At 68.0% G+C, this 13,011-nt stretch carries 16 protein-coding genes; 10 read left to right on the forward strand and 6 right to left on the reverse strand.

Annotation, left to right across the window (positions count from 1 at the left end; all coding sequences use genetic code 11):
- Positions 1-492: phosphorylase (locus WAS25_RS15310; protein ID WP_422313662.1), on the forward strand; the 492-nt coding region annotated here is incomplete at its 5' end.
- Here the strand turns inward: WAS25_RS15310 and WAS25_RS15315 are convergent.
- On the reverse strand, positions 461-1,048 hold the full coding sequence (locus WAS25_RS15315) for a hypothetical protein (RefSeq protein ID WP_422313664.1): 588 nt from the start codon (positions 1,046-1,048) through the stop codon (positions 461-463). The genes WAS25_RS15310 and WAS25_RS15315 overlap by 32 nt on opposite strands.
- A 65-nt stretch (positions 1,049-1,113) precedes the next feature.
- On the opposite strand from WAS25_RS15315, the gene WAS25_RS15320 reads away from it, so the two are divergent.
- From WAS25_RS15320 to WAS25_RS15330, 3 genes are all read left to right on the forward strand, one after another.
- Entirely contained in the window at positions 1,114-2,523 is a 1,410-nt protein-coding gene (locus tag WAS25_RS15320) for a sigma-54-dependent transcriptional regulator (protein WP_422313666.1), read from the forward strand.
- A complete protein-coding gene (locus tag WAS25_RS15325; protein ID WP_422313668.1) occupies positions 2,523-3,194 on the forward strand; it encodes a hypothetical protein in 672 nt (223 codons plus the stop codon). Before WAS25_RS15320 ends, WAS25_RS15325 begins: the two co-directional genes overlap by 1 nt.
- An 88-nt stretch (positions 3,195-3,282) precedes the next feature.
- Positions 3,283-5,082, forward strand: coding sequence for an energy transducer TonB (locus WAS25_RS15330; protein WP_422313670.1), 1,800 nt, complete (start codon positions 3,283-3,285; stop codon positions 5,080-5,082).
- Positions 5,083-5,113: 31 nt separating this feature from the next.
- Here the strand turns inward: WAS25_RS15330 and rnhA are convergent, their stop codons facing one another.
- Both rnhA and lat read right to left on the reverse strand, forming a co-directional pair.
- A complete protein-coding gene (rnhA, locus tag WAS25_RS15335; RefSeq protein ID WP_422313672.1) occupies positions 5,114-5,554 on the reverse strand; it encodes a ribonuclease HI in 441 nt (146 codons plus the stop codon).
- Positions 5,551-6,891, reverse strand: a complete 1,341-nt coding sequence (lat, locus tag WAS25_RS15340; RefSeq protein ID WP_422313674.1) for an L-lysine 6-transaminase — start codon at positions 6,889-6,891, stop codon at positions 5,551-5,553. Before lat ends, rnhA begins: the two co-directional genes overlap by 4 nt.
- 54 nt (positions 6,892-6,945) lie before the next feature.
- Between lat and WAS25_RS15345 the strand changes: the two genes are divergently transcribed.
- A complete protein-coding gene (locus WAS25_RS15345; RefSeq protein ID WP_422313676.1) occupies positions 6,946-7,380 on the forward strand; it encodes a molybdenum cofactor biosynthesis protein MoaE in 435 nt (144 codons plus the stop codon).
- Positions 7,381-8,181: 801 nt separating this feature from the next.
- The gene (locus WAS25_RS15350) at positions 8,182-8,934 is read left to right on the forward strand and encodes a hypothetical protein (protein WP_422313678.1); all 753 of its coding nucleotides are present in this window, start codon (positions 8,182-8,184) and stop codon (positions 8,932-8,934) included.
- Positions 8,935-9,039: 105 nt separating this feature from the next.
- Here the strand turns inward: WAS25_RS15350 and WAS25_RS15355 are convergent, their stop codons facing one another.
- The 3 genes from WAS25_RS15355 to WAS25_RS15365 all read right to left on the reverse strand — a co-directional run bounded on the left by WAS25_RS15355 (position 9,040) and on the right by WAS25_RS15365 (position 10,966).
- Positions 9,040-9,621, reverse strand: a complete 582-nt coding sequence (locus tag WAS25_RS15355) for a hypothetical protein (RefSeq protein ID WP_422313679.1) — start codon at positions 9,619-9,621, stop codon at positions 9,040-9,042.
- Between the two features lie 68 nt (positions 9,622-9,689).
- Positions 9,690-10,394, reverse strand: coding sequence for an anti-sigma factor family protein (locus WAS25_RS15360; protein WP_422313681.1), 705 nt, complete (start codon positions 10,392-10,394; stop codon positions 9,690-9,692).
- 17 nt (positions 10,395-10,411) lie between these two features.
- Positions 10,412-10,966, reverse strand: coding sequence for an RNA polymerase sigma factor (locus WAS25_RS15365; RefSeq protein ID WP_422313683.1), 555 nt, complete (start codon positions 10,964-10,966; stop codon positions 10,412-10,414).
- A gap of 112 nt (positions 10,967-11,078) precedes the next feature.
- Between WAS25_RS15365 and WAS25_RS15370 the strand changes: the two genes are divergently transcribed.
- The 4 genes from WAS25_RS15370 to WAS25_RS15385 form a co-directional block, all read left to right on the forward strand.
- Positions 11,079-11,267: a hypothetical protein gene (locus tag WAS25_RS15370; RefSeq protein ID WP_422313685.1), complete on the forward strand. Its 189-nt coding sequence runs from the start codon at positions 11,079-11,081 to the stop codon at positions 11,265-11,267.
- 95 nt (positions 11,268-11,362) lie between these two features.
- Positions 11,363-12,523 (forward strand): hypothetical protein, encoded by a 1,161-nt coding sequence (locus WAS25_RS15375; RefSeq protein WP_422313691.1) that lies wholly within the window; start codon positions 11,363-11,365, stop codon positions 12,521-12,523.
- Positions 12,520-12,762 carry a DUF4160 domain-containing protein gene (locus tag WAS25_RS15380; protein WP_422313687.1) on the forward strand — a complete coding sequence of 81 codons (243 nt, stop codon included), beginning with the start codon at positions 12,520-12,522 and terminating at the stop codon, positions 12,760-12,762. Before WAS25_RS15375 ends, WAS25_RS15380 begins: the two co-directional genes overlap by 4 nt.
- Positions 12,740-13,011, forward strand: a 272-nt coding sequence (locus WAS25_RS15385) for a DUF2442 domain-containing protein (RefSeq protein WP_422313689.1), incomplete at its 3' end; no start/stop codon positions are given. The genes WAS25_RS15380 and WAS25_RS15385, both read left to right, overlap by 23 nt.

Here is a 13,011-nt window from a genome sequence, read left to right on the forward strand (position 1 = left end):
GGCGCGGTCAGCGCGGCGGCGGCGACGTCGGCCCTGGTGCTCGACCGCTGGCCCGAGGCGGTGGTGTTCCTGGGGACCTGCGGGCGCTACGACCAGCGGCTGCCCCTCTTCGAGTGCCTGTGGGCCACCGAGGCCATCGCCACCTCCCTGGAGGAACTCCGTGGAGGCGCCTATCGGCCGGGCATCGAGCGGCGCCGCTGGATGGCCTCCCTTCCTGGTGTCCTGCCGGGCCATGCGGTGGCCGTGCCGCCAGCCATCACCTGCACGAAGGAAGGCGCGGCCCTGCTGGCCGCGCTGGCTCCGGTCGAGCACCTGGAGCTAAGCGGTGTTTTCGAAGCCTGTCGGCTGGCGAAGGTGCCCTGCGGCGCGGCCCTGGTGGTGGTGAACGATGTGGGTCCCGAGGCCCAGGCCCAGTGGACGGCCAACCACGCGGAAGGCAGTCGTCGGCTGGTGGAGCGTCTCAAGGCGACAGGGTTTTTCGAAGAGGCGTGAAAGCCGAGGACCCGTCGCCGGTCTCGATGCGCCAGCCCCCATCCACCACTGCGACGCGGATACCGCAGGCAGGTCCCGTCACCCAGGGCGTCAGGCCCTGACGCCGCATGGTCGCCAGCGTTTCGGGATGCGGACGCTCGAAGCGGTTGCGGAGACCATGTTGGCGTCCGGCAGGGCGAAGGCCAGGGCGGGCCAGCGCACGCTGAGGGCCGCCTCGCCGCGCGCCCTGGCGGGTCCAGGGGGTGGAGATGCGCCCTTCCAGGCTCTGGAAGCCGGTCGGCAGGGCGGTCTCCCACTGGGCCTTGCGGGCCAGGCCCAGTGCCGTGAACCCCGCCAGCGCCAGGACCAGGGGGACCACCGCCCAGCGGCGGGTCCGGGCCAGTGGAAGGGAGGTCAGCCAGATCAGCGCTCCGGCCAGGACCCAGCCCGAGGTCAGCCGGCCGTCCCACCGCTCGGGCAGGAGCCAGGGCACGGCGCAGGCGGCGGCCAGGTCCCAGGCCAGCGGCCAGAGCGGGGCTCCGGAGAGGCGCTGCCACAGGCCGGATCTGGAAAGCATCCGAAGAGCCTAGCGAGCCTGTCCAAACCTTGACAGGGGGCGCTGGCCTGGGGACTCTGGAGGCTATGAACCCCGCCCGGGCCCTGCTGGTGGACGACGATCCGACCATCCTCGAGGTGGTGGGTTCGCTCTTGTCCCGGCACGGCCATGAAGTGGTCGGTACGGGGTCTGGCCTGCGCGGGGCCCAGTTCCTGCGCAGCGAGCACTTCGACCTGGCCGTGGTGGACCTCATGCTGCCGGACCTCAGCGGTCTGGAACTGGCCCGCCAGGCTGTGGCCAAGCCCGACACGGTGGTGGTGGTACTGTCGGGCTCCACCTCCGTGGAGACGGCCCTCCAGGCCGTGAAGATGGGCATCTACGACTACGTGCCCAAGCCCTTCCGGGCCGAGGAGCTGGAGCACACCCTGCTCCGGGCCATCGAGAAGTCCCAGCTGAACCAGGAGAACAAGCGGCTGCGGGAACAGATCCATGGGCAGGTGCCGGGTCCTCAGATGGTGGGCCGCTCAGAGACCTGGCAGAACCTCCAGGCCCTCCTGCGGCGCGTGGCGCCTTCCCCATCCACGGTTCTCATCACCGGCCCCTCGGGGACCGGCAAGGAACTGGCGGCCAAGGCCATCCATCAGTGGAGCCCCCGGGCGAGCGGCCCCTTCGTGCCCATCCACTGCGGCGCCATCCCGGAGAACCTGCTCGAGGACGAGCTCTTCGGCCACGTTCGCGGCGCCTACACGGATGCCCGCACGGACCGGCCTGGCCGCTTCCAGCAGGCCGAGGGTGGCACCCTCTTCCTCGACGAGATCGGCACCATGCCGATGAGTCTCCAGGTGAAGCTGCTGCGGGTCATCCAGGAGCGGGAGTTCACACCCCTGGGCTCCACGCGCACCTTGAAGTCGGACTTCCGGCTGCTGGCGGCGACCAACGAAGACCTCGGCAGCCTGGTGGAGCAGAAGCGGTTCCGCGAAGACCTGTTCTATCGACTGAACGTGATCCCCATCCAGCTGCATCCGCTGCGGGAGCATCCCCAGGACATCCCCGTCCTGGTGGCGCACTTCGCACGAAAATTCTCGAAGGAGCTGGGTCTGCCCCTGAAGCAGGTGGAACCCGCAGCCCTCCAGGCGCTGGAAGCCTATGGCTGGCCTGGCAACGTCCGCGAGTTGGAGAACGCCGTGGAGCGGGCCATGGCGCTGGGCTCCGATCCAGAGCGCCTGCTGCTGCAAGACCTGCCAGCTTCCATCGCCGGCGTGCTGCCCTCCGTGGCCTTCCCGAGGCTGCCGCAGCACCAGGACCTGGGACGGTTCCTGGAAGACCTGGAGCGGCACCTGATCCTGGAATCGCTCCAGGCCACCGGCTGGAACAAGAGCGAGACGGCCCGCCGTCTTGGCATGCGCCGGACCACCCTCCTGCACCGCCTGCGCGCACTCGGTATCCCCATGGATCCCATGGGTGAGGCGGAATCCACCCTGGCCAGGGAGTCCTAGTGCTCGGTCGTCCGGTTCCGCTGCTCTGCGCCTGGTTGCTAGGCTGCGCTCCGTTGTGGTCCTGGTCCCCCAAGGTCCACGAAGCCCAGACCGCCAAGGCCATCCGGATGGTTCCGCAGCGCATGGCGGTCCTGCTGCGGGCCCACCCCCAGGCCCTGCTGGAGGGCGCCCGGGGTGTGGCGAACGACCAGCCTCCCACGGTGGAGCAGGTGGAGGCGCAGTTCCGCACCATCCTGCGCCTGAGTGAGGAACGCCGCCGGCCGGAGGAGCTGGTCCGCGACCTGGGCGTCCTGGCGCACCAGGTCCAGCTGCTGACGGACCCCTCGGCTGTGGCGGGGATGAGCCCGCTCCGGGAGAGCTTCGAGGCCTACGCGGATGAGCGCCTGGTCCATTTGCTGGTGACCCAGGAGCCCTATTGGGCGGTGAAGGGCAACCTTGAGCCCACTGCGGCCCTGCGCCGGCTGCTGGCCGTCAAGCTCGAGCGGAACCGGCGTCTGCTGGACCACTTCGATGGTGGCTCAGGCCGGCGCATCGGGCCCTGGGATGACCTGTCCCTGCCCTTCGCGCAGCTACAGCTGGCTTTCTCCAATGGGGTCCATGCCACCGCCAACCTGTGGATCCTGCTCTGGCGGGCGGCGGGGGACCAGTGGGAGATTCCGGCGGGACCCTGATCACAAATCGCCTCACAGGTGGGGGGCAGGGCCCTAGGCGAAACCCGACTTTCGGGCTATCTTTCCAAGCATTCCTTTGGAGATGGACATGGGTACTTACACCCGCCTCGGGTCCTACCTGCTGGCTTCTGATCTGGCCAACGATCCTTGCGGCGCCATCCACCGCGCGGTCGTGATCACGGGCAACGGCTTCGACCGCCATGTTCTGGTCCGTACCTTCTCGGAGGAGCTGTTCCAGGCGGGCATGAACAATCGCCTGGCGGAGGCCGGTCGGGTGGTGCCCCTTCTGGGGGGTGCCAGGATCTTCGGGTTGGGTTACCGGATCGAGAGCGGCAAGTCCCCCCATGTCGCCTGGGACTACGTGCCGGGGCGGAGTCTGGCCCAGCTCATCGACAAGGCCAGGCAGGAGCAGATCCCCTTCGGTGTCGATCACGCCCTGACCGTGATCCAGGGCGTGGCCCAGGGCATCGTGCAGATGCAGGCCAAGGGTGTCAGCCATGGCATCCTCAGTCCCCACAGCGTGTGGGTGAGCTTCGAGGGCGCGACCCAGCTCGTGGATGCGCCTTATGCCGCCCTCACCCGCAGCCTGCTGGCCAAGGCCCCGGCCGCCAAGCACAAGCTCAGCGCCTACCTGCAGGGGCCAGAGAACGATGCGCTGCAGCAGGACCTCTTCGCACTGGGGGCGGTGCTCTACGAGTTGCTGACCTTCGAGCGCCTGCCCGTCGGCGGCGACCTCCAGGCCACGCTGGACCAGGCCACCCTCAAGGCGGCCCAGGAGGATGCTCCCCTGCCGGCGGAGATCCGCGCCTTCCTCGGAAGGCTGCTGCTGGGGCGCCAGCCCTTCGCCACCGCGGAGGCCTTCAGCACAGAGCTGGAGCGGGTCCTCTATGACGGTGAGTACAGCCCGACCACCTTCAACATGGCCTTCTTCATGCACACCCTGTTCAGGGAGGAGAACGACCGGGACGCCACAGCCATGAAGGCGGAGAAGGCTGACAACTACCTCGCCTACACCGCCGCCGGCGAGACCCTGCGGAGCGGCGCCACCCGCGTCGAGCACATCGACGGCCATGACGAGGCGAAGGTCAGCCAGAAGAACTCCACCCTGCTCATTGGCGGCGGGCTTGCGGCTGTGGTGATCCTCGGCCTGGGCTACATCTTCTTCGGGCGCACGAAGGTGGATCCGGCCATGCAGAAGCAGCTGGCCGAATTGCAGCTGCTGAAGGTGCAGATCGAGCAGCAGAAGTCCGATCTTGACGCCAAGGCCAAGGCTGAGGCCGACAAGACCGTCCAGCTGCAGAAGCAGCTGACGGAGACCCGGTCCGTAGAGGACAAGGCCCGGATCCAGAAGCAGCTGGAGGAGGCCCAGGACCGCAAGCTGGAGCTGGAGCGGCAGCAGAAGGCCGCGGAGCAGCGGCTCGCCGAGCAGAAGCAGAACGAGCTCAAGCTGGCCGAGCAGAAGAAGGCCGCGGAATCCAAGCCTGCCCTCCCGCCTCCGCCTGCCCCCGAGATCCCCAAGCCCCAGCCCATGCAGGAGGCGCCGAAGCCATCCGTCCCCACGCCCGCGACCACCCCGTCGGTCCAGGCCGCGGCGCCTGTCAATGAACCTGCCCGCATGGTCTCGCAGGCCGCTCCAGTCTTCCCGTTGCGCGCCGTTCAGATGGGCAAAGCCAACGAGGATCGGTATGTGAAATTGAAGATCTTCGTGGGCGAACAGGGGCAGCCCCTGAAGGTTTCCGTGGTCGAAGGCGTGTCGGGCGCATTCGGTTTTGACGAGGCCGCCATCGATGCCGCCAACAAATCCGTCTACAGCCCGGCGACCCGCGACGGCAAGCCGGTCAAGGGCTGGACTTCCGAGATCGTCTACAAGTTCCAGAAGCGGCGCTGATCCGCGCCGCTTTCAGCCCCAGGGGCCCCGTTCATGCCTGCTGGGCCGCATCGTTCGCCAGTCGGTCCACGCGCTCGTTCTCCGCATGGCCCGCGTGGCCCTTCACCCAGCGGGCTTCCACCTGGTGTCGCACCAGCTGCGCGTCCAGGGCCTGCCAGAGGTCCGCGTTCAGCACGGGCTTGCCGTCCGCCTTCTTCCAGCCCCGCCGTTTCCAAGCCTTCAGCCAGGACGTGATGCCCTTCACCACGTACTGGCTGTCGCTGTGCAGCAGCACTTGGCAGGGCTTCGTAAGGGCCTCCAGGCCCTTGATGGCGGCCATCAGCTCCATGCGGTTGTTGGTGGTGTCGGCCTCGGGGCCCGAGCCTTCCTTCTCCTGGATGCCCGTGGCTAGGTGCACGCGCAGCAAGTAGCCCCAGCCACCCGGACCGGGATTCCCCAAGCACGCGCCGTCGCAGTAGAGCTCGATCTTCATCCCACCAGGGTAGGCGATGTGGCCGCCACCTGAGCCACGGCCTTGCGCAGCAGCTCCACACCCAGGTCCAGATCCTCCGTGGTGAGGTTCATGGCTGGACGGAAGCGCAGGCCCTGCACGCCGGTGGACAGGATCATCATGCCGAGGTCGTGCCCCTTGGCCACCACGGCGTTGCGCTGTTCCGGGCTGGCGATGTCCAGGGCGCAAAAGAGGCCGCGGCCGCGGGGATTGGACGTGAGCTCGGGGAAGTCGCGGTGGATCTCCTGCAGTCCCTTCAGCAGGCGCTCGCCCTGGGTCACGCCGTGATCGAGCAGGTTCTCCTCACGGATGACGTCGATGATGCGCGTGCCGCGCACCATGTCCACCAGGTTGCCGCCCCAGGTGCTGTTGATGCGGCTGGGCACCTTGAAGACGCAGTCCACCTCGTCGAGGCGCCGGCCCGCGGCGATGCCGCAGGTCTGGGTCTTCTTGCCGAAGGCGATGATGTCGGGCTGCACGTCGAACCACTGGTGCGCCCACCACTTGCCGGTGGCGCCGAAGCCCGTTTGCACTTCGTCGAAGATCAGCAGGAAGTCATGACGGTCTGCCAGGACGCGCAGCTTCCGCAGGAACTCGCCGCGGAAGTGGTTGTCGCCGCCCTCGCCCTGGATGGGCTCCACGATGAGGCAGGCGATGTCGTCGGGGTTCTGGGCCACGGCCGCTTCGATGGCGGCCACGGCTTCGGCTTCAGCCACTTCGATCTTCGCCAAGTCCATGGGGAAGGTCAGCTTGGGGTTCGGGACCCGGGGCCAGGGGAACTTGGGGAAATACTGGTGCTTGCGGGGATCGGCGGTGTTCGTGAGGCTCAGGGTGTAGCCACTGCGGCCGTGGAAGGCCTCACGGAAGTGGATCACCTGCGTGCCCTTCTCGCCCTTGCCCGCTGCCAGGTTCTTGCGCACCTTCCAGTCGAAGGCCGCCTTCAGGGCGTTCTCCACCGCCAGCGATCCGCCGTCGATCCAGAACAAGTGGGGCAGGTAGTCCGGCGCCGCGTGGGTGCCGAAGGCCTCCACCCACTCCGCGAAGGCCGTGGTGTAGATGTCCGAGTTGGCCGGCTTGTTGACCGCGATCTCGCCCAGCTGCTGGACGAAGGCCGCCTCCCGCAGGCGTGGGTGGTTGTGCCCCAGGGGCGTGGTGGCGAAGAAGGTATAGAAATCCAAGTATTTGCGGCCATCCCGGGCATCCACGATCCAGGAGCCGTGGGACTTCTCCAGGTCCATCACCAGGTGGAAGCCGTCCACGAGCATGTGCCGGCCGAGGGTGTCGAACACCGCATTGGGGTGGATGGGCTGGCTGGACATGGCGGACCTCTGGAAACAGTTCAGTGTATGTTTGGGCCTGAAGCGGAGACACGCATGATTCCCTGGATAGCGGTTCAGGAAGCGCCTCTGGACGCGATGGCTTTACGAACTGTCATGGAAGATCCCCACGCCGGGGCCCTGGTCCTCTTCGAGGGCCGGGCCCGGGATCACCACGAGGGCCGCGCCGTGCTGGAGCTGGCCTACGAGGCCTACGCCCCCATGGCCGAGAAGGAGCTGGGCCTGCTGCGCGCGAAGGCCATCGAGCGCTACGGCCTCACCCGCTGCGCCGTCCACCACCGCATCGGCGTGGTGCCCCTCACCGAGGCCGCCGTCATCGTGGCCACCAGCAGCGCCCACCGCGCGGAGAGCTTCCAGGCCGCCGCCTGGATCATGGACGAGATCAAGCAACGCGTGCCCATCTGGAAACGGGAGAAATACCGGGACGGCAGCGAGAGCTGGGTGGAGTGCACTCACCGGTTTCAGATGTAGGGCGGTTTGCAGTCCTGAGTCTTCAGGCCTCAGTGCGCAAATCAATGCGCAATTTGCGTTAACCCGCGAGTGGAGCCTGCGCGCATAGGGATGGATTGAAGTCTGTTATTCGCAGATGCCCTATTCCTTGTGACGAAAGCAGGAGGCGCGGATACTGGGCGCATCTTTCTCCGAGCAGGGGTGGCTGCATGCGATGGTGGCCGTCATTTCCGTGGAATCACCATTTTGGTGAGAGTGAAAGAGGCCAAGAGCACGCCCAGCCTTCAACTGGATCTCATGGCCCGCGATGCTTTCAGGCGAGACAGGTCTCTTCCTCTCGCGGCGAGATCTCCCTGCCCCGGAGGGCTGCGCCCGCTCGGTGGATTTCGGGATCTAAATGGCGTCGTTCCTTTGGGGGATAGAGAGATGCCTTCGAACCAGTCGGGTCGGCATTTGTTGGCGGTGGCGATTTTGCAAATCTGTCTCCTTGTGGGGTGCATCTATGTGCCTCCAGTGACGCACACGGCTGCCCGGGAGGATGTTCTCTCCATCCAGCCGGGTGTGGATACCCGGGCCTCCATTCGAAGAAAACTCGGGAGGCCGAACATCCTGGAACTGGCCACGGTTTATGCCTGGGACTGGGCTGTGAACCGGGGAAGCCTTGCCGTGGGCTTCTACCCCGCCTACGGATGGTCCTTTGGCTCCGGGGTCCACCGTGTGCTCGTCCAGTTCGATGGAGATCGGGTTGTCTCCGTTCAACACGTCAGCTGCGATCGTCCAGACCGCCGGATTTCATTGTCTCCCTCCGAAAACAAGCGCGTGATGGCCATTTTCGGGGGGCATCGGTATACCCTCGAGGCGCCCGGTGAGCTGCTTGAGCAGGACCTCGCAACCCTAGAAGTGCGGGTGCTGCTTCCGGCCTGGGAGCCGCCACAGTGGGCTAATTGGGAGAGGAACCAGCATGCGCTGGCCATCAGTCCGGATGGACGCTGGATCGTCACTTGGTGGGCGGGAGTCGCGAGGATTTGGGATGCGCGGGAGGGTCGGCTGGCCGCCACCGTCCGGCCCCCACCTCCCATGGCCACCATCAAGCCAGGGGGGTGGAATCCCTGCGAGGTCCACTTCACCGCTGCGGGCGACCGCGTCCTGCTTGGAGATCCCATCCGGGGCTTCTGCATGCTCGGCACCACGGACTGGAGGCCCCTGTGGGTGTTCGCCGAGGGCTATCTCGCCCCGCTGGCCTTGGCTACGGACGGATCCAGGGTCCTCGCGCTGACGCGCCGGGGGCTGAATCTGCTCGATGGGCGGTCGGGTGGGCTGACTGGTGGCTTCGAACGGCGGGGGCTGGAGCGCTGGTTCAATGCGTCCACCGAATTGGATTGGCCCGACTACAGGCTGGAGCTGAGCTCACCTGAGGAACTCCTTGCCACCGGCCCAGCCACCCGGGAGCGCTGGTCCATTCCTGAGGTCGAACGGAGATACCGGGAGGGAAGGGGGCGGGTGAGGGTGGACAAAGACAGGAGCGAATCCGCCTTGCTTGGGGTTGAACTCCTGCGTTTCTCATCCTGCCCTTGATGGAGGTGGAACCCGTCCACCATCATGTGGCGGCCGAGGGTGGCGAAGACGGCGTTGGGATGGATGGGCTGGTTGGACGTGGCGGACCTCTGGAGGCCCTCCCATTCAGCCTTCCGTTTCCGTCTGGCTGGCGGCGCGATCCCTGAGGGCCCGGACCACCAGGTAGATCCCCAGCAGCACCAGCCCCGCCGGCCACCAGCGCTCCAGCCAGACCAGGGAGAGCCCGAAGCGGAGGTTGAGCAGGGTGAGCAGGCCGACCAGGATGAGGCCCACCCCCAGGGCCAGACGGCCACCCAGGGACACCGTGCCGAAGCCGTCCGGCAGGGGCAGTCTTTCCAGCTGCGCCAGGCTCTCGTTCAGCAGGAGAGCCCGGCGGTGGGCATCCACCAGGTTGTAGAGGAAGAAGAACGCCATGGAGATGCCCACGAAGGGCTCCAGGCGCCCCAGCTGGTTGCTGCTCATGAGGGCGATGAGGGACGCGAAGACCGCGGCGTGGATGAAGCCCAGCTGGGTGTAGCCCAGGTACGCCTGGCCCAGGCCCGGCATGAGGGACAGCACGGTGGTCAGAACGGGGGATTTGGCACGCGGATCCCGGTAGTAGTCGGGACGGGCCCCCGGCGGCAGCAGGTAGGGCGCGGGTTTCGGCATCGCTTCGGGGGTGGCTTCAAGGTCCGGGTGGGGGGTCATGCATCGCTCCAGGTGTGGGGTGGGATTCGTGGATTCAGGCGCCTAGGGGGAAAGACGCAGCCCTGCCCTCAAGGGTTCGCCGAAGGGGGCTTTTGGGCTTCCGGGCTGGGCGGGGGTGCCGGGGCTTTCCGGAAGGCCTGAAGCCGGGTCCTGGCCCAGGAGGACAGCCGCTGCCAGAGGCTCCCCCTCGGTAGCGGTGCCGGCCGGGGGCTGACGATGGAGCGGAGGCTCCGCTGCAGCGAAGCGGACGTGCGGCGCTCCGCCTGGGCCACCTGGCCTGCCACCCTCAGGGCGGAGTCGCCGAGGGGCTGCACCAGGGCCGGTACCTGGGGGGCGGGCAGGGGTAGGTAGACCCCCATCAGGCCCGCGGCCGCGCCCAGGTAGGCTGCCTCCAGGGCGATGCGGGGGCGGTGCATGAGGCGCCACCAGAGGTCGCGCAGGTCGGCGCTCCGCCGGATGGGCTGGTGCCGGGTGGCCCGCAGCACCGCCTGGGTGAACCAGGGACCCGGATCCACCTGGGCCAGGGCGGGCAGGTCGGTCTGCAGGCTGGCCAGCGCTTCCACCAGGGCGGCACAGGCCCCGCAGTGCCCGAGGTGGAGGCGGACTAGGCTGGCCTGCTCGGCCTCCAGGGTGCCATCCACGAAGTCACAGGCTAGGCCCTGCAGGCGATGGCAGGGATCCCCGGAGGTGCGGGCCAGGATGGCCCGGGTCAGCTCCGGGGAGGCCCCGGGATCCAGGGGCACGACCTTGGGGTCGGGGGACAGGGGCTGCATGGGGGGCTCAACCATGGTCAGGCCCCCATGCCCACGGCCACCAGCTTCTGGGCCAGTTCCAGGCGGGCGCGGTGCGAGCGGGACTTCACCGTGCCCACCGGCACCTCCAGGATGGCGGCGATCTCATCCAGCCCCAGGCCCTGGATCTCCTTAAGCAGGATGATCTCCCGGTTGAGGTCGGTGAGCTGCTGGAGGGCGCGGTGCACCAGGGTCTTCCGGACCGCCTCCAGGTGGGCCTCCTCGGGGTTCCGGTCCGTGGACCGCAGGTCGAACAGCTCGTCGGCGGGCAGGTCCCAGAGCGGCGGGCGGGCCTTCCGCCGCCGCAGGTGGTCGATGCAGGCATTGCGGGTGATGCGGATGATCCAGGGCAGACAGCCCGCCTCGCCGGGCACCTGGGCGAGGTTCTGGTAGATGCGGATGAAGACCTCCTGGGCCAGGTCGCGCGCATCCTCCGCGTGGGCGGTGTAGTGGTAGGCCAGCCCGAACACGCGGGACTGGAACCGCCGGACGAAGGCCTCCCAGGCCAGCTCGTCGCCGCGTCGAACCAGGTCCAGCAGCTGGGGGAGTTCCATTCGGGTTTCATGCTCCGGGGCAGGGGGCCTCTGAATCATGAACGCAGGGGGACCGGAAAGGTTCGGTGGATCCGTTCGCGGCGAGCCTTCATGGCAGACCCTAGAATGAGGCATGGCCAAACCCATCGTTCCCCCGGCACTCCTCAAGGCCATCGCGGCAGTCAGCGCCACCAAGAAGGGGCCCATCCCCGTGGCCAAGCCCTCGGAGGCCAGCCCCATCGAGCGCCTCACGGAACGCCAGAGCATCCGCCCCGCCCGCACCGCCATCGCCCACCAGCGGGGGGGCAACAAGGGGAAGTAGGGGGGGGCGGCACGTTCCCTGAGAAAAGTCCGACAATTGATTTTCGCTAAAATTTCGCCATACTTGGATCCCTTCTGGAGGTCCTGGTGCTGGCGATGTGGGTTCCTGAACTGCCGTTCCAGCTGGCCTGCGGGCGGGATGGAGCTCTGCGGGATCGGCCCCTGGCCTTTTTGAACCCCGAGAGCCCCCGCTCGCCCAGCCTCTGGTTCGTGAACCGCCTGGGTCGCGCCGAGGGGCTGGCCCCGGGCCTGCCGCTGGACCAGGCTCTGCGGATCGCGCCGGGCCTGAAGGTGCTGGATCCGGCCCCCCAGGTGTGGTGGGAGGCCCAGGGTAGCCTGGGTGACTTCCTCCAGCACTGGACGCCCCAGGGTCAGCTGGGGCGCCTGGGCGAGGCCCTGGTGGAGCTCCAGGGCACCCAGCGGATTTTTGGGCCCCTGGCCGACACCGCCGAGCGCATGCGCCGGGAGCTGACCGAGCGGCACGGCTGGGCCAGCCACGGGGGCCTGTCCTTGAGCGCCACCGCCGCCCAGTTGGCGGCCCACGTCGAACATCAGCTGGAGTTGGTGGCCGATGGCGCCGAGAGCGCCTTCCTGGCCCCCCAGGCCCTGCGCCGCCTGCCGGACCTGGCCCCCCGCATCCGGGAACGCTTCCACCGCCTGGGCCTGCGCTCCTTCGGCGACCTGCAGCCCGTGCCCCTGCCCGTGCTGGCGGAGCTGACCCACCCCAAGCTGGCGCCCGATCTCCGGGCCCGGATCCGCGGCGAGGACCGGCCCAAGCTGCCCCTGCTCACGGAGCGCCCCGGCCATGCCCGCCACGGCTGGCGGCTGCAGCCGCCCTGCCTACCCGAGGAGGTGGCCCTGGCCGCCCGCTGCCTGGACTGGCTCTGGTCCGATCCCCGCCATCCGCGCCACCTGGTGCTGCGCTGGTGGGACGTGGACGGCGAACCCCACGCCTGGCGTGCCCTGCCGGAGGACCTGACGGCCCCGCCCCTGATCCTGGCCCGGCGCCTCCAGCAGGCCTTCCTGACGGGCGCCCCCCGGCGCCTCCTCGTGCGCGAGGTGGAGCTGCGCCTGGCCTGGGGTTTGGGCCGCGAGCGCAGCCTCTTCCAGGATCCGCTCCAGCAGCGCTTCGAGCGCCTCGAGCCCGCCCTGGCCCGCCTTCGCAAGCGCTTCCCCGATCAGGCCATCCTGCCGGGCTGGGTGGAATACGGTTTGAAACAAGCCAATAAAAGCCTAATATTCATGGAGGCCCGATGACCCCCACCATCCACCGGGAGGGGCCCTTCCGGTTCTTCTTCTACAGCCATGAACCCCGCGAGCCACCCCATGTCCACATCGAACGCGACGATGCCATCGCCAAAATCTGGTTGCACGATGGCGCCATCGCGGATTCCGGCGGCTTTTCACCTCGCGATCTCCAGCGGGTGGTGGCCATCGTGATGACCCATCGAGACAGCTTCATTGAGGCCTGGCATGAGCACCTTGGCGAACCCTGAGCCTCCCAGCGCCACCCACCTCTGGTTTGAGCGGGGGCGACTGGTCGTTCAGCTCCAGGACGGCCGGGAGCTGGCCTGCCCACTGGCATTCTTTCCGCGGCTGGCAACGGCTTCCGCCGAAGACCTGGCGGACTGGCGTTTCACGGGCCGCGGCAGGGGCATCCACTGGCCGCGACTGGACGAGGATCTGTCCATCGAGGGACTGCTGGAGGGCCGTCGCGCCCCCGAGGCGGATGCCCGGGCGAAGGC

Origin of the sequence: Geothrix sp. (assembly GCF_049292215.1) — a bacterium.
Taxonomy (GTDB): domain Bacteria; phylum Acidobacteriota; class Holophagae; order Holophagales; family Holophagaceae; genus Geothrix.